At 59.8% G+C, this 15,085-nt stretch carries 13 protein-coding genes, 1 tRNA gene and 3 pseudogenes; 15 read left to right on the top strand and 2 right to left on the bottom strand.

The genetic code is table 11. The features are described from left to right. Nucleotides 1–262 precede the first annotated feature (262 nt). From uca to KI235_RS07215, 11 genes and pseudogenes are all read left to right on the top strand, one after another. Complete coding sequence (gene uca, locus KI235_RS07265; RefSeq protein ID WP_028236974.1) at nt 263–3,904, top strand: urea carboxylase; 3,642 nt, start codon at nt 263–265, stop codon at nt 3,902–3,904. Nucleotides 3,905–3,926: 22 nt separating this feature from the next. After that, the gene (gene atzF / locus KI235_RS07260) at nt 3,927–5,705 is read left to right on the top strand and encodes an allophanate hydrolase (RefSeq protein WP_013692475.1); all 1,779 of its coding nucleotides are present in this window, start codon (nt 3,927–3,929) and stop codon (nt 5,703–5,705) included. Between the two features lie 257 nt (nt 5,706–5,962). Beyond that, a pseudogene (locus KI235_RS07255) lies at nt 5,963–6,574 on the top strand (GGDEF domain-containing protein); the annotation flags it as partial. Continuing rightward, nucleotides 6,567–6,785, top strand: coding sequence for a cysteine-rich CWC family protein (locus KI235_RS07250; protein WP_027911680.1), 219 nt, complete (start codon nt 6,567–6,569; stop codon nt 6,783–6,785). The pseudogene KI235_RS07255 and the gene KI235_RS07250, both read left to right, overlap by 8 nt. 35 nt (nt 6,786–6,820) lie before the next feature. Continuing rightward, nucleotides 6,821–7,513: a pseudouridine synthase gene (locus KI235_RS07245; protein WP_003198744.1), complete on the top strand. Its 693-nt coding sequence runs from the start codon at nt 6,821–6,823 to the stop codon at nt 7,511–7,513. A gap of 311 nt (nt 7,514–7,824) precedes the next feature. Beyond that, the gene (locus tag KI235_RS07240) at nt 7,825–8,709 is read left to right on the top strand and encodes an alpha/beta hydrolase (RefSeq protein WP_003198742.1); all 885 of its coding nucleotides are present in this window, start codon (nt 7,825–7,827) and stop codon (nt 8,707–8,709) included. A gap of 162 nt (nt 8,710–8,871) precedes the next feature. Further along, nucleotides 8,872–8,945 (top strand) — tRNA-Gly (locus KI235_RS07235). Nucleotides 8,946–9,072: 127 nt separating this feature from the next. Continuing rightward, nucleotides 9,073–9,633 (top strand): hypothetical protein, encoded by a 561-nt coding sequence (locus tag KI235_RS07230; protein WP_028236972.1) that lies wholly within the window; start codon nt 9,073–9,075, stop codon nt 9,631–9,633. A 315-nt stretch (nt 9,634–9,948) separates the two neighbouring features. After that, nucleotides 9,949–10,680 (top strand): annotated as a pseudogene (locus tag KI235_RS07225) (zeta toxin family protein). Then, nucleotides 10,668–10,835: a hypothetical protein gene (locus KI235_RS07220; protein ID WP_003198738.1), complete on the top strand. Its 168-nt coding sequence runs from the start codon at nt 10,668–10,670 to the stop codon at nt 10,833–10,835. The pseudogene KI235_RS07225 and the gene KI235_RS07220 overlap by 13 nt, the downstream one beginning before the upstream one ends. A 573-nt stretch (nt 10,836–11,408) precedes the next feature. Continuing rightward, complete coding sequence (locus KI235_RS07215; protein WP_028236970.1) at nt 11,409–11,708, top strand: DUF3077 domain-containing protein; 300 nt, start codon at nt 11,409–11,411, stop codon at nt 11,706–11,708. A gap of 298 nt (nt 11,709–12,006) precedes the next feature. Here KI235_RS07215 and KI235_RS07210 read toward each other — a convergent pair whose 3' ends face one another. Beyond that, complete coding sequence (locus tag KI235_RS07210) at nt 12,007–12,486, bottom strand: Lrp/AsnC family transcriptional regulator (RefSeq protein WP_003198732.1); 480 nt, start codon at nt 12,484–12,486, stop codon at nt 12,007–12,009. Between the two features lie 144 nt (nt 12,487–12,630). On the opposite strand from KI235_RS07210, the gene KI235_RS07205 reads away from it, so the two are divergent. The 3 genes and pseudogenes from KI235_RS07205 (at nt 12,631) to KI235_RS07195 (ending at nt 14,169) form a co-directional block, all read left to right on the top strand. After that, nucleotides 12,631–13,260 (top strand): LysE family translocator, encoded by a 630-nt coding sequence (locus tag KI235_RS07205; RefSeq protein ID WP_003198730.1) that lies wholly within the window; start codon nt 12,631–12,633, stop codon nt 13,258–13,260. Nucleotides 13,261–13,541: 281 nt separating this feature from the next. Next, nucleotides 13,542–13,718: pseudogene (locus tag KI235_RS07200) on the top strand (type II toxin-antitoxin system HicA family toxin); the annotation flags it as partial. A 40-nt stretch (nt 13,719–13,758) separates the two neighbouring features. Next, entirely contained in the window at nt 13,759–14,169 is a 411-nt protein-coding gene (locus KI235_RS07195; protein WP_003198726.1) for a type II toxin-antitoxin system HicB family antitoxin, read from the top strand. Between the two features lie 151 nt (nt 14,170–14,320). Here the strand turns inward: KI235_RS07195 and KI235_RS07190 are convergent, their stop codons facing one another. After that, nucleotides 14,321–14,467, bottom strand: a complete 147-nt coding sequence (locus KI235_RS07190) for a hypothetical protein (RefSeq protein WP_003198724.1) — start codon at nt 14,465–14,467, stop codon at nt 14,321–14,323. A gap of 176 nt (nt 14,468–14,643) precedes the next feature. On the opposite strand from KI235_RS07190, the gene KI235_RS07185 reads away from it, so the two are divergent. After that, nucleotides 14,644–15,048: a low affinity iron permease family protein gene (locus KI235_RS07185; protein WP_013692463.1), complete on the top strand. Its 405-nt coding sequence runs from the start codon at nt 14,644–14,646 to the stop codon at nt 15,046–15,048. The last annotated feature ends 37 nt before the right edge of the window (nt 15,049–15,085 follow it).

The following is a 15,085-nucleotide window of genomic DNA, read 5'->3' as shown; positions in this document are numbered from 1 at the left end:
GGTTGTTTGTGTTGTGCCAGAGCCGGTCGGGGCAGTGCATCAAATAACGCCCTGATCTCCTGTGGGAGCGAGCTTGCTCGCGATAGCGATCTGTCAGTTACATCAAGGTTGGATGTACCGCCGCTATCGCGAGCAAGCTCGCTCCCACACGGGGAATCTGGGCTTTGGTTTCGCTCACGGGGACGACCCCGTTGGCCATCGAAAACTGCGGGACGGCCCGCATCCCAGTTCAGGCAGTACGCATGCCTGAGGGGGCAATGCCATGTTCGAAAAAATCCTGATCGCCAACCGTGGCGCCATCGCCTGCCGCATCTTGCGGACCTTGCGTGAGCTGAAGGTCGAAGGCGTCGCGGTGTATTCCCAGGCCGACGCCGCCAGCTTGCATATCTTGCAGGCCGATGAAGCCCACTGCCTGGGCGAAGGCGCGGCGGCCGGTACTTACCTGGCGGTGGACAAGCTTTTGGCGATTGCTAAAAGCAGCGGCGCGACCGCGATCCATCCCGGCTACGGCTTTCTCTCGGAAAACGCCGCCTTCGCGCAAGCGTGCGAGGCCGCTGGCATCGCCTTCATCGGTCCGACGCCAGAACAACTGCGCGTGTTCGGCCTCAAGCACACCGCCCGCGACCTGGCGCGCCGACATGGTGTGCCACTGCTCGAAGGCACCGAACTGCTCGACAGCCTCGATGCCGCGCTATTGGCGGGCACTCAGCTCGGCTATCCGGTGATGCTCAAAAGTACCGCGGGCGGTGGCGGCATCGGCATGCGTGTGTGCCGCAGCGCCGCCGACCTGAGCGAATCCTTCGAAACCGTGAAGCGCCTGGGCCAGAACAACTTCAGCGACGCCGGAGTGTTCATCGAGAAGTACATCGAACGTGCGCGGCATCTGGAAGTGCAGGTATTCGGCGATGGCCTGGGCCAGGTGATCGCCTTGGGCGTGCGCGACTGCTCGGTGCAACGGCGCAACCAGAAAGTCCTCGAAGAGACCCCGGCGCCGAACCTGCCCGAGGGCATAGCCGATGAACTCTGCGCAGCGGCGATCCAACTGGCCCAGGCCGTGAACTACCGCAGCGCCGGCACCGTGGAGTTCGTGTTCGACAGCGACGCGGGGCGCTTCTATTTCCTCGAAGTGAACACCCGCCTGCAAGTGGAGCACGGCGTCACCGAGCAGGTGTGGGGCGTGGACCTGGTGCGCTGGATGGTGCAACTGGCGGCCGGTGATTTGCCGCCACTGAGCGAACTGGGCCAAGGTTTGAAAGCCGAGGGCCACGCGATCCAGGCGCGCTTGTATGCCGAGGACCCAGGCCGGGATTTCCAGCCAAGCCCGGGGCTGCTGACTGCGGTGAGATTTCCCCAGGCCGACGGCAAGGCACTGCGCATCGACACCTGGGTCGAGGCCGGTTGCCAGATCCCGCCCTACTTCGACCCGATGATCGCCAAGGTCATCCGCTGGGCGCCAACCCGCGAGCAGGCACGCCTGGGCTTGCATCAAGCGCTGGACGAAAGCCTGCTGTACGGCGTCGAGACCAACCGCCACTACCTGCAACAGATTCTCCTCGACACACCGTTTGCCAGCGGCCAGCCCTGGACCCGCTGCCTGGAAGCGTTGGTCTATCGCGCCAACACCGTTGAAGTGCTCAGCCCCGGCACCCAGACCAGCGTCCAGGACTATCCCGGCCGCCTCGGTTATTGGGCGGTGGGGGTGCCGCCGTCGGGACCGATGGACAGCCGTTCGTTGCGCCTGGGCAATCGCCTCTTGGGCAACGCAGAAGGCGCGGCGGCCTTGGAAATCACCATGAACGGGCCGCTGCTGCGCTTCAACTGCGCCGCGCGGGTGGCGGTGACCGGTGCGGTGATTGCCCTCACGCTCGACGGTGAACCGGTGCCGATGAACACGCCGTTGTCGATTGCTGCCGGCGCCACCCTCGCCATCGGCAACATCTCTGGGGCCGGGGCGCGCAGCTACCTGTGCCTGCAAGGCGGCGTGCAAGTGCCGGATTACCTGGGCAGTAAAAGCACCTTCACCCTCGGCCAGTTCGGCGGCCATGGCGGACGGGCGTTGTGTACCGGTGACGTGTTGCACCTGGCACCGCTGGATGAGCACGCGATGCTGCCGCCAACGAGCGCGCCGATCCTGGAACTGCCAAGCGTGCGGCAGATCCGCGTGATCTACGGCCCGCACGGCGCGCCCGAATACTTCACCGAGCGCTACATCCAGACGTTCTTCGACACGGCCTGGGAAGTGCACTTCAACTCCAGCCGCACCGGCGTCCGCCTGATCGGGCCGAAACCCGAATGGGTCCGCGCCGACGGCGGCGAGGCTGGGCTGCACCCTTCCAATATCCATGACAACCCCTACGCCATCGGCGCCGTGGACTTCACCGGCGACATGCCCGTCATCCTCGGCCCCGACGGCCCGAGCCTGGGCGGTTTCGTCTGCCCGGTGACGGTGATCGAAGCGGACCTCTGGCAGTTGGGGCAGCTCAAGGCGGGGGACAAGGTGCGGTTTGTGCCGGTGGATATCTCCACCGCCCGATCTCTGGCCTTGAAATGGGATCAGTGTGGGAGCGAGCTTGCTCGCGATAGCGATCTGTCAGTCACATCGATTCTGGATGTCCCGCCGCTATCGCGAGCAAGCTCGCTCCCACAGGGGATGGTGTCGCACGTTGTGTTGGATATCGGTCAGGACGATACCCGCCTGGTCGCGCGCCTGGCCGGCGACACCCACCTGCTGCTGGAAATCGGCGCCCCCGAATTGGACCTGGTGCTGCGCTTTCGCGCCCATGCCTTGATGCAGGCGTTGGAACACAAATACCTGCCCGGCGTGATCGACCTGACGCCGGGCATTCGCTCGCTGCAAGTGCACTACCAACCCGAGCAAATGCCCCTGGCCGATCTGCTGAATATCGTCGCCGGTGAGTGGGATGCCGTGTGCGCCGCGCAGGACCTGCAAGTGCCGTCGCGCATCGTCCACCTACCATTATCCTGGGATGATCCGGCCTGTCAGTTGGCCATCGAAAAATACATGACCACGGTGCGCAAGGACGCGCCCTGGTGCCCGAGCAACCTGGAGTTCATCCGGCGCATCAACGACCTGCCCAACCTCGATGAAGTGCAACGCACGGTGTTCGACGCCAGTTACCTGGTGATGGGCCTGGGGGACGTCTACCTCGGCGCGCCGGTCGCCACGCCGCTCGACCCGCGCCATCGACTGGTGACCACCAAATACAACCCGGCCCGCACCTGGACCGCGGAAAACTCGGTGGGCATCGGCGGCGCCTATATGTGCGTGTACGGCATGGAAGGTCCTGGCGGCTATCAGTTCGTCGGGCGCACGTTGCAGATGTGGAACCGTTATCGGGACGTCGCCGCCTTCGACGGCAAGCCCTGGCTGCTGCGGTTCTTCGACCAGATCCGCTTCTATCCGGTCAGCGCCGATGAACTGCTGCGCATCCGTCGGGACTTCCCCCTGGGCCGCTTCGATCTGGAGATCGAGCACAGCCAGCTCAACCTCGCTGACTACCAGCGTTTCCTGGTGCAGGAAGCCGACGGCATCGCCGCGTTCCGCCAACGGCAACAAGGCGCCTTCGACGCCGAGCGCGAGCGTTGGATCGCCAGTGGCCAGGCGCACTTCGACAGTGAAGAACCGGCCATCGCACCGAGCGAAGATTCGCCGCTGACTGACGGTCAACTGAGTGTCGACAGCCACATCGCCGGCAACCTCTGGCAGGTGCAGGTAGACGTTGGCGCACGGGTCGCCGCCGGTGATGTGCTGGTTATTCTCGAGTCGATGAAAATGGAAATCCCGCTGCTTGCACCCTCGGCCGGCGTGGTGCGCGAGGTGCGCGTCCAGCCAGGTTCGGCAGTGCGCGCCGGACAGCGCGTCGTGGTGCTGGACCGTGACTGAACTCAATCAAAGGATTAACACCATGAACCTCTCTCTTCGCTTGGACGACCTGCGCAACACCTACCGCAGCGGCACACTGACGCCACGCCAATTGCTGTTGGGCCTGCGGGAAAAAGCCGCGGCGCTGAACCCGGACTATCACCTGTTCATTCACCTGCTGACGGCCGAAGAACTGGAACCCTACCTGACCGCATTGGAAAGCCGCGACCTGGAGAGCCTGCCGCTGTACGGCGTGCCGTTTGCCATCAAGGACAACATCGACCTGGCCGGCATTCCGACCACCGCCGCCTGCCCGGCATTTGCCTACGTACCGCCACGCTCGGCGACCATTGTCGAGCAGTTGCTGGCACTGGGCGCGATCCCCCTGGGCAAGACCAACCTCGACCAATTCGCCACCGGGCTCAATGGCACTCGCTCGCCCTACGGCGCCTGCCGCAACAGCGTGCTGCCCGACTATCCCGCAGGCGGTTCGAGCGCCGGCTCGTCGCTGGCCGTGGCCCTGGGCGTGGCGAGTTTTGCCTTGGGCACCGACACCGCCGGCTCCGGTCGAGTGCCCGCAGCCTTGAACAACCTGGTGGGATTGAAAGCCACCCTGGGGTTGATCTCCACGGCGGGCGTGGTCCCGGCCTGTCGCACGCTGGACTGCGTCACGACCTTCACGGCGACAGCAAAGGAAGCCAGCCAGCTCTTGGCGCTGACGGCCCGTCCAGACCCTCGTGACGACTACAGCCGCCACAACCCGCAGTGGAACGACGGCGCCGCGTTCGGCGTGCCCCGGCGCTTTCGCTTCGGTGTGCCGCGCCAGCAGGACCTGGCATTTTTCGGCTGCCAGGAAGGTCCGCAACTGTTTCTGGAAGCCATCGAGCGACTCGAACGCCTGGGCGGCGAAGCCGTGGAACTGGATTTGTCGCCGTTCCTGGAAGCAGCGCGGCTGCTTTATGAAGGCCCTTGGGTGGCCGAACGCTACAGCGTTGCCGGCCCCTTGATGGAGCGTGAGCCGGAGGCTGTACTGCCGGTCATCCGCGCCGTCCTGGCGAAAGCGCCTACGGTAGATGGCGTACAAACCTTCCGCGCCCGCTACCGTTTGCAAGCGCTCAAAGCCCAATGCGACCGGGCCATGGACGCGCTCGATTGCGTAATCACCCCGACCATCGGCCGACCGGTGACCCTCGCCGAACTGGCCTCCGAACCAGTGCTGCGCAACTCGGAGCTGGGGTATTACACCAATTTCATGAACCTGCTGGACTACGCCGCCGTCGCCGTTCCCAGTGCGTTCATGGCCAACGGCTTGCCCTGGGGCGTGACGCTGTTCGGTCGAGCCTTCACCGATCAATACCTCTTGAGCGTGGCCGATGCCCTGCAGCGTCAACAGGACACGACTTTGCCAGCGCCCGCCAACCCGGCGCGCCACGACCTGGCACGGCTGGTGGTGTGTGGCGCACATCTGGACGGGTTGGCGCTGAACTGGCAGCTCAAGCAACGCGGTGCGCGTCTGATCGAGGCCACCCAAAGCTCAGCGGATTATCGCCTCTACGCCTTGGCCGGCGGCCCTCCCCTGCGCCCCGGCATGCTTCGGGTCAGCGAGGGCGGCGTGGCAATCGAGGTGGAGCTCTGGGAGCTGCCGAGCAGCGAACTGGGTTCATTCCTGACCGGCATCCCCGCACCGTTGGGGCTGGGCAAGGTGCAACTGGCCGATGGTCGCTGGGAAAGCGGATTCATCTGCGAGTCGTACGGCCTGGAAGGCGCACGGGACATCAGTCATCTGGGGGGATGGCGGGCTTATTTGCGTAGCCTGGAATAAAGCCGAATCTGTGGTGAGGGAGCCTGTTCCCTCACCATGGTCCTACAAACCTGCAAATCCGAATGTCTTTTCCCACAAGGCCACTAAACTGACTTCATTGGGTCTGCGCCAAGGGAATCGCCATGTCGTTCCGTTCGCCGTTGTATTCCCAGCGCAAGCCGCTCCTGGCCGTGGTGGCGCTGCTGGGTACTGGTTTCCTGATCATTGCGTTGCTGGGCTATTACGCAGCCCATGCCTCGGTACGCGATAACATCCTCAAGACGCTGTATCTGAACTTGCTGATCGGCATACTCGTGACGCTGGCGGTCCTGGCAATCCTTTATCGGTTGATCAACAGCTACCAACAACGCATCGACGCCCAGGCCACCCTCGACAGCCTGACCGAATTGCCGAATCGCCGTGGCTTCGACCTGCTGGCGGTGCAAGCCCTGCATGAAGCCCAGCGCGAGCCCAAACCCTTGACTGCGCTGCTGGTGGAACTGGACGAGTTCAAGCGGCTGGACAGCACCCATGGTCATATCGCCACCGAACAACTGCTGACCGGGTTCGCGCGCGACCTGACGCAAAGCCTGCGGCATTCGGACATCGTGTGTCGCTGGAGCACTGAAGCCTTTGCCGTCCTGCTCAAGGACACCGATGGACAGACCAGTCTGAAAATCGCAGAGAAAATTCGTCAGCACATCGAAAAGCAGCGCTATTTCTGCAGTGGAAAACAATTGCTGGTCACCGTCAGCCTTGGCCTCACCACCTTGCAGGACGAAGACACCTTGCACAGCCTGCTGTCGCGGACCGATCATGCGCTGCAACGCGCCCGACAGACCGGGTGCAACCGAACCTGCGTGGAAATGCCTCACTCCAGTTATGAATAAACCCGACCTTTGCCCGGCCTGCGGCGGTGCCAACGACTGCACCCTGGCCGACCCACGAACCGCCGATCGCGCCTGCTGGTGTTACAGCGTGAGCATCGACCCGGCCGTGCTCGAGGCATTGCCAACCGAGCTGCGTGATCAGTCCTGCCTGTGCCCACGCTGCGCCCAGGTCGAAGCCCAGTTGCGCGCCAAGCCCCAGCCGATCGCGTAAGATGCCCGCCCTCCGTTGCCTTGCCTGAACTGTCCATGCGCGTCGACCGTTTCCTCAGTAATCTGCCGCGATTCAATCGCCAACAAGTGCGCCTGCTACTGGTGGAACGCAGGGTGCGGATCGATGGCCAGACCGTCAGCGACCCCCATGCACAAGTCCGTGAATTCAGCCGTGTAGAAGTCGACGACGACGTGCTGCAAGCAGGCCGGCCGGCGCGCTACTTCATGCTGCACAAGCCACCCGGCTGTGTCAGCGCGACCCGCGATCCGCAACACCCCACGGTGCTCGACTGGCTGGACGAACCGGACAAGAACGACCTGCACATCGCCGGGCGCCTGGACTTCAACACCACAGGGCTGATGCTGATCACCAATGACGGCAGCTGGTCGCGGCGCCTGACCCAACCGCAGACCAAACTGCCCAAGGTCTACTACGTCGAAACCGAGCAAATCATCACGGCCGAATACGCCGATACCTTCGCCCGGGGCCTGTACTTTGCCTTCGAAGACCTCACCACCCAACCTGCAGAGCTGACGCTGCTGGGGCCCAGATCGGCGCGCTTGAGCATCGTTGAAGGGCGCTATCACCAGGTCAAGCGCATGTTCGGCCACTTCAACAACAAGGTGCTGCGCCTGCACCGCGAGCGCATGGGCCCGTTGACGTTGGACGCCCATCTCGAGCCGGGCCAGTACCGCGCCTTGAGCCCTGAAGAAGTCCATCTCATCTGAACCCGCTACCGCTGGGCAGAAGTGTCGAACAATTTTCCGATAGGTACTTGCGCAACGGTCGCCCCCCTGCTTGAATCAAACCGTCGGCCGAAATGTGACCGATGAGTCACAACATACTTCCAAGAAACCTTTTGCCGGCTGGAACCCTCAGGTTCCGCCTTGTCCCGCCGGCGAACTGCCCGCCTATAACAACACCCGTCGACCGTTTTTTTTGGATCGACATGGGCCTTATCTTCCAGGCGAATGCCTACCTGTCACATTGCCCGTGCAATCTCATTGCGCGCATACCCGCTTGCCAGGAGTCTTATGACATGAGGCCAGAAATCGCTGTGCTGGATATACAGGGTCAGTATCGGGTTTACACGGAGTTCTATCGCGCAGACGCCGCACAAAAGACCATCATTCTGGTCAACGGCTCAATGGCCACTACCGCGTCGTTTGCACAGACCGCCAAAAACCTCTACCCGCAATTCAATGTTGTGCTGTACGACCAACCCTACGCGGGCAAGTCAAAAGCTCACAACCGACATGAGCAAATGCTGACGAAAGAGATCGAGGGCCAGATTCTCCTGGAACTGATCGACCACTTCGCCGCCGAACACGTGCTGTCGTTTTCCTGGGGCGGCGCCGCCACGCTGACCGCCTTGGCGCAGCGGCCACGGCGCATCGAAAAAGCCGTGATCAGTTCGTTCTCGCCGGTGCTCAATGCGCCGATGCGCGACTATCTGGAACGCGGTGTGGATTACCTCGGCAGCCTGGACGGCGACCGTGTCGGGCACTTGGTCAACAGCACCATCGGCAAGCATTTGCCGCCGCTGTTCAAGCGCTTCAACTATCGTCATGTCAGCAGCCTGGCCGAACATGAGTACGGGCAGATGCACTTCCACATCAGCGATGTGCTCCACAGCGACCGCTTGTGCTACGTCAACGCAGCGAAAAAAATCAACGTACCGGTGTTGTTCCTGAACGGCGAATGGGACGAATACACCGCGGCCGACGACGCCAGGCTCTTTGCCGATCACGTGCAGCACAGCAGCTTCAGCACACTGCAAGCCACCGGGCACTTCCTGGACATGGAACACAAAGCCGCCTGTCGCGACAGCCGTAACGCCTTGCTGGGTTTCCTCACACCGGAACACCACGAGAGCCGACCGCGCTATAGCTACGTGCAGGGCTACCATGCACTGGCTATCTGAAACCGAGTCCTGGCGAGCAAACCCCGTCCTGCGCCTTCAGCAACGGGGCTTGCCCGCCAACGACCGCTCTGGTTTGAGGCTCGCATAGACGACTGACCGCACGCTGTGTGAAGAAAAACTTCAAATCCGTGCCCACATCTGGTACAAAGTCAGCCGCTCTGAGCGGGTGTCGTATAATGGCATTACTCCAGCTTCCCAAGCTGATAACGAGGGTTCGATTCCCTTCACCCGCTCCAATCGAATTCTGGTCCTGCGCTGTATGTTTTTTGGCGAAGGATAAAAAAACCGGCTCTTGGTGGCCGGTTTTTTTTGGTCTGGAATTTTGTGGGATTGGCGCCCGAGTACCTATGAAGGAGAGCAAGGATGCACCTGATTGACTCATATCTGCCTACGTATCAGTTCAGTGAATTGCATACCGTGGACATCCCCGCAGACCCTTCCCATGCCATGGCGGCAATCCTCGCCCACCGCCCCGAAGACGACCGTTTTTTTCGGTATGCAATCAAGCTTCGCGAACTCCCCATGCGCCTGTTGGGTCGATCTCGGCACCCAGGCGCTGATCAACGCGCTTCATTCGGCATGGATAATTTCACGTTGCTTCAGCGCAACGGCGACGTAGAGGTCGCCTACGGGCTCGCCGGCAAGCTGTGGAAAGCTGACTACGGCCAAGTCGTTGTCGCGGATGCCGAAGCGTTCGAGCTGTTCAATGAGCCGGGGAATGTGAAGCTGGTCATTAGCTTCACCTGCCAGTTGCTGCGACCGGGCTTGACGAGGGTCACCACGCAGACACGGGTGCATTGCCTCGACGATGATGCCTTGCGAAGTTTTACGTCGTATTGGTATTTGATTCGTCCGGTCAGCGGGCTTATCCGTCGACGCATGCTGAAGGCTATTGCGAGGCGTTGCGCAGCAGGCGCTTTTTAAATTCTTCATCGCAATACAGATCTGTTGTCACCAAGAGACGCTCAAAGTGAAGCCATTGACTGAGGCGGATCTCTGCGTCATGTCATGTGACGCACATCTCGATTCATCACCTACTAGCTATGCGAAGCGCACCGGCCAATGGGGCCTTGCCACCTCTAGGTTAGAAACACTTGGACAAGGTAAGCACGGCGGATTACGTCGTAATTCCCCCTCCCAGCTGTCGCATGCGGTACGGTAAAGCCCGGAGCACAAACGGCAAATCACCAGTCACACGAAGAGGGTCCGCATTCAGTGCAAGAAGACAAAAGGCTTGGAATGACGGGAGAAGAGCAGGCCATCTGGGATGACGCGATCAGGTTTTCCCGATCAAACAAGAAGGCTATTGGCAAGCGGCTCACGGATCAGACCAAGTATCCCCCGAAAAAGAACCTGTTTCGGTTTTCATGGCGGGGTCGCCGGGCGCGGGTAAAACAGAAGCATCTTTAGCGCTGCTGAACCTTTTCTGTGATACGCCCATCCTACGAATTGATCCAGACGAGCTCAGAAACGAATTTGAAGCGTATCAGGGTGGCAATGCCTGGCTTTTCCAAGGTGCCGTTTCAATTCTTGTTGAGAAGCTGATTGACCTCGCCCTAGATCGAAAGCAGTCTTTTCTGCTGGATGGGACTCTTTCAAATATAGAGATTGCGAGGAAAAATGTGCAGCGGTGCCTCGACAAGGGGAGATTTGTACAAATACTCTACGTCTATCAAGATCCTAGGCTTGCTTGGGCCTTTGTAACGGCCCGTGAGGAAGCCGAAGGACGGAGGATTCGACCTGAGCATTTCGTCGACCAATACTTTGCAGCACGTGACGTGGTAAACACTTAAGCTAGAGTTTGGCAAGAATCTACATGTCGATCTGCTTGTGAAGCACATTGATAATTCTGGGCGCCTTTACAAGGCTGGCGTTGACAAGATCGACTACCATATCCCCGAGAAGCATACGCGACACGAGCTGATGGCCATGCTTGGGATAAATGACGGAGCAACTCCATGTTTACCATGAAACTCGGATCCACAAAGGAGTCCACGAGCCCATTCGCAGACTTCATTCGTAATGCGAAATCGGAAGAAAAAAAACGCGTCTACAGTGAAGTGCTGACCGAAGCTACCAAAAAACAGAATGAAGTGATGTTGGCTGCACGTGCAAAACAAGCCTGATCACGTTACTGGATTCCAAAACTGCCCGGCCTAACGCCGGGCTTTTTCATTCTGTCGTTAACCTGCTTTTCACGCTCTGGCGCCTACGGGCTCGTCGGCAAGCTTTGGAAAGCTGACTACGGCCAACGAGACATTGCACAACCTCAACAACGGGACCGTTGAAGGAAAGATAGACAATAGTACTGAGAATAAATGAGTCCCGTGGCGAGGGAGCTTGCTCCCGCTTGAGTGCGAAGCGCTCACAAGAGGGGCTGCTGCGCAACCCAGCGGGAGCAAGCTCCCTCGCCACGTATCGCATGTCCCCGGGAGATTTGTAGGCAAAATCCGAAAACTGCGTAGGGGGTGCGCTTAATTGGCTTTTCGGCGAGTTTTCGCCTTGTTGCCCTTGTCCTTCGATGGCTACTCTCCCAGACGTCGCTGCAAATCAGGCGATCGGGCTTGGAAACCCGTGAGTCAAGCAACCGCGCTTCACGGGAGCTAGACAATGCGTACCTCGCAGCAAATCAAATCACATTCAAACCAGCCAAAGCTCAGGCCTCGAACCTACTGTTTCTCGATCGACGGGGGCAGGCCATGAACGAAAACACTGAGCTAAAAACCATCGGCTACACCCCCTTCAACTATTCCGCTGATCGAGCACTGTTCCGTGTCAACGGCGGTGTCCCCATCCAAGAGGCATTGGAACGAGCGTCAGATCTTTTGCATCTCGCTCACCGGCTTGCCGAAGACGCGGCGTTTGAAAAGAGCACCGACCGATACGCCTGGGCTGCGCACTTTTTGTTGGAGATGAGCAAGGCGGTGATTGATGACGTTGTGAAGGTCATTACGCCTAGGCCGGCGGCTGAGTCCAAGAAACAATCCGAGGCGCAGTAGATCGACAGTAAGTCCTGAGCATGGGGACATAGGGAACCCCATCCGATAGGCAGCGCTAAGCCCTGCTTCTTTCGCAGCGGGGCTTAGCAATACCGACGTCCCTAGAGGCTCAAGCATGGGAAGCGTTCGAAAAACTATAACCGTTGCCAATCAGCGCGCTCAGGAACGTAATGCCGAACTGAAGGATATCCGCTCGGCCCTTGAAGACGGTGAGTCCAGCGGCCCCCTCGCCCATTCAATCCCGACGCATTCAAACAGCGAATGTTATTAGGACGTGGATAAATCCCCATCGTAAAAACTATTCAGCCCCAGGCAAATGCCCCAACGGCAACGCCCCCGGCGTCTTCACCGTATTGATCGCAAAGTTACTCCGGATATCGCTGATGCCGGGCAATTTCAACAAATGCCCCGTGACAAAACGGTCATAAGCCCGCAGGTCCGGCACCACGACTTGCAGTAGAAAATCCGACTCGCCCGATACCAGGAACGCCGAGATCACTTCGGGCAATGCCGTCACTGCCTGGCGAAATGCTTCGGCTCGCTCGTCGTTGTGCCGTTCGACCTTGACGCCGACGAAGATCGTCAGCCCGAGGCCCACTTCGTCGCGGTCCAGGACGGCTTGATAACCGCGAATGACACCGGCTTCTTCAAGCATCCGCACGCGGCGCAAGCAGGGCGACGGGGACAGGCCGATTTCTTCGGCCAGTTGCACGTTGCTCAGGCGGCCGTCTCGTTGCAGCGCGACGAGGATTTTACGGTCGAAGGCGTCCAGTTTCATAAGTTGGCATTTTCCGATTGGATGATGCAGATACGTGGCAGGTTATGCCAATTCGAGAAGCTTTAGAAGCTGACTTCGCAACCACCTGCCCTGCCTCTCAGCCATAGACTGGGCACTTGCGAATCGTTGATGAAGGGGTGTGGCATGGCAGAGCTCGGGTTGTTTTTGATGGCGTTGACGGTGGCGTATCTGTTGCCCGGGCCGGACATGATTCTGCTGCTGCAAACCGGTGCCCGTCAGGGCAGGGGCGCGGCGCTGGCGACGGCGGTGGGCCTGGGGGTTGCTCGTGGGTGTCATGTTGCATTGGCGGCGTTGGGGCTTTCGGCCTTGTTCAAGACCGCGCCGTGGACGTTCGATGTCGTGCGTCTGGCCGGGGCGGCCTACTTGTTATGGATCGGTTTTCAATGCCTGCGGACCACCTTGTTGCCGAATTTTGAAAACGCCGCTGTCGAGGCCGGAAAGCGGCGTTGGCACCAGGCGATTCGGCGTGGGCTGCTGACCAATCTGCTCAATCCAAAGGCCTTGCTGTTTTGCTCGGTGCTGTTGCCGCAGTTCATCGATCCACAAGGCGGACCAGTGCTAGGGCAATTCGCGACCCTGGGCGTGGTACTGGTCGGCGTCGGCCTGCTGTTCGATAGCGCCTATGCGTTGGTGGGTGTCGCACTCGGTCGCTGGCTTCAGCGTTCGCCTTCGGCCCAGCGCGTACAGCAGTGGCTGTTTGGCAGTCTTCTGATTGGTTTTGCGGTACGGCTGACGTTTGTGCAGCAGTCATAGCGACCGTAGTTTCGCGAAGTGGCTCCTGCTATTTGATCTGTAAATCCAGGGCTGCTTCGCACCCCAGCGGGAGCAAGCTCCCTCGCCACCCAAGCATTTGCCCCCTGTCTCACATCCCGAAATAAACCCACCCTGCCCCTCTGCCGCCCTTGTGCGACGCCGCTTCTAGACTTCGTTGCGATGACTGCGCTTACCTGCCGAGGCCACCTTCGGTGGTTATAGTGTTGATCATTCATTTTCAGCAGGTATAGTACCCACCAAGCACACCACACGGAGGTGTTGTGAATAGCCGATTCTTGATAAGCCAAATCATTGCAGACGGTTGGTATCTGGTGCGGGTTCGGGGCAGCCACCATCACTTCAAGCACCCGACCAAGCCGGGATTGGTCACGGTTCCTCATCCGAAGAAGGACCTGCTCAAGAAAACGGCCATCAGTATTTTGCAACAGGCGCTGCTTCAGCCGACCCGTTGCGCGACGTTCCCGGAGGACGATGAATATGCTTTACCCGATTGCGATTTCCATGGGCGATGACAAGCACGCCTGGGGTGTTGAAGTACCGGATATTCCCGGATGCTTTTCCGCAGGCGATGACCTGGACGAGGCCATGGCGATGGCGCGTGAGGCCATCGAGGGGCATTTCGAGGTTCTGGCTGAGGACGGCTCGCCGATTCCTTCGGCCAACACCGTCACCTTGCACGCCGCCAATCCGGCATATGCCGGCTGCACCTGGGCGCTGGTGGACATCGATGTGACCAAGTACCTGGGCAAGGCGCAGAAACTCAACATCACGTTGCCCGGCTATCTGCTCAATCGTATTGATGAATACGTGTTGCACCATCCTGAAGAGAAGAGCCGTTCCGGCTTCCTGGCTTCGGCAGCGCTCAAGGTGTTGCAGCAAGGGCGGTGAGCAATCAATGCTGGAGAAAAGAGCCTGTGGGAGCGAGCCTGCTCGCGATAGCGGTACGTCAACACCCTTGATGTTGCTGACCCGACGCCATCGCGAGCAGGCTCGCTCCCACAGGGTTTTGCGACAGCCCATTCGAGGGGTTGCGGGCTGCCTATTTCTTTTCCGCTCCAGACTCTTGCATCTGCACCGAGGACTTGGTGCCATCGGTGTTGTCCTTGGTCTCGTTACCCGAGTTGTCGAAGCAGCCTTGCAGGGCAAACAAACAGCAGGCAAGGCAAACAGTGCGTGCGAGGTTCATGGTGGACTCCGAAGCTGAGGGCCTTAAGGAGTGACCCGCCAACACGGCAATTGGTTGCGATGATTTTCAGGCTGCACGAAAAACCCTGCCGAACAGCGGCGCCTGAAAATGTAAGCAGAATTTTCACCGTTTCGTTGCTGTCACACCAGACAGGTGCATCCATAAGGAACACAGCAATGACCTTCGCAAAAATCGCGCAAAAACTGGCCCTTTGGGCGGGGAGCCCCAAGACGTTTCTGGGGGCCATCGTGTTGTTGGCGCTCTGGGCCCTCAGCGGACCGCTTTTCGACTTCAATGACACATGGCAACTGATCATCAATACATCAACGACGATCATTACCTTCCTGATGGTGTTCCTGATTCAAAACACGCAGAACCGCGATACCGACATCTTGCACCTCAAGGTCGATGAGTTATTGCGAGCGACCAAGGAGGCACAGAATGCAATGCTCGGCCTTGAGTCGCTGGACCTCAAGCAACTGGAGGCGCTGAGAAAGCATTACCAGGCCATGGGTCACGGCGAAGCCAAGAGTCTTGAAGGGCTGGAAGAAAAGAACAAAGTAGACCTGAACCAGTGCTGACGCAGACGCGCTGGAAGGTTCTCCTTTTGGCGGGCAA

The sequence above is a fragment of the Pseudomonas sp. St386 genome, assembly GCF_018325865.1.
GTDB lineage: Bacteria > Pseudomonadota > Gammaproteobacteria > Pseudomonadales > Pseudomonadaceae > Aquipseudomonas > Aquipseudomonas brassicacearum.
The sequence above is the reverse complement of the archived record's forward strand: the minus strand, read 5'-3'. Positions and strand labels throughout refer to the sequence as shown.

Bases quoted from the DNA above. Each gene is read 5' to 3' on its own strand.
- uca (WP_028236974.1), top strand. From the start codon at position 263: ATGTTCGAAAAAATCCTGATCGCCAACCGTGGCGCCATCGCCTGCCGC.
- atzF (WP_013692475.1), top strand. From the start codon at position 3,927: ATGAACCTCTCTCTTCGCTTGGACGACCTGCGCAACACCTACCGCAGC.
- KI235_RS07215 (WP_028236970.1), top strand. From the start codon at position 11,409: ATGAACGAAAACACTGAGCTAAAAACCATCGGCTACACCCCCTTCAAC.
- KI235_RS07230 (WP_028236972.1), top strand. From the start codon at position 9,073: ATGCACCTGATTGACTCATATCTGCCTACGTATCAGTTCAGTGAATTG.
- KI235_RS07185 (WP_013692463.1), top strand. From the start codon at position 14,644: ATGACCTTCGCAAAAATCGCGCAAAAACTGGCCCTTTGGGCGGGGAGC.
- KI235_RS07205 (WP_003198730.1), top strand. From the start codon at position 12,631: ATGGCAGAGCTCGGGTTGTTTTTGATGGCGTTGACGGTGGCGTATCTG.
- KI235_RS07245 (WP_003198744.1), top strand. From the start codon at position 6,821: ATGCGCGTCGACCGTTTCCTCAGTAATCTGCCGCGATTCAATCGCCAA.
- KI235_RS07195 (WP_003198726.1), top strand. From the start codon at position 13,759: ATGCTTTACCCGATTGCGATTTCCATGGGCGATGACAAGCACGCCTGG.
- KI235_RS07250 (WP_027911680.1), top strand. From the start codon at position 6,567: ATGAATAAACCCGACCTTTGCCCGGCCTGCGGCGGTGCCAACGACTGC.
- KI235_RS07210 (WP_003198732.1), bottom strand. From the start codon at position 12,486: ATGAAACTGGACGCCTTCGACCGTAAAATCCTCGTCGCGCTGCAACGA.
- KI235_RS07240 (WP_003198742.1), top strand. From the start codon at position 7,825: ATGAGGCCAGAAATCGCTGTGCTGGATATACAGGGTCAGTATCGGGTT.
- KI235_RS07220 (WP_003198738.1), top strand. From the start codon at position 10,668: ATGTTTACCATGAAACTCGGATCCACAAAGGAGTCCACGAGCCCATTC.
- KI235_RS07190 (WP_003198724.1), bottom strand. From the start codon at position 14,467: ATGAACCTCGCACGCACTGTTTGCCTTGCCTGCTGTTTGTTTGCCCTG.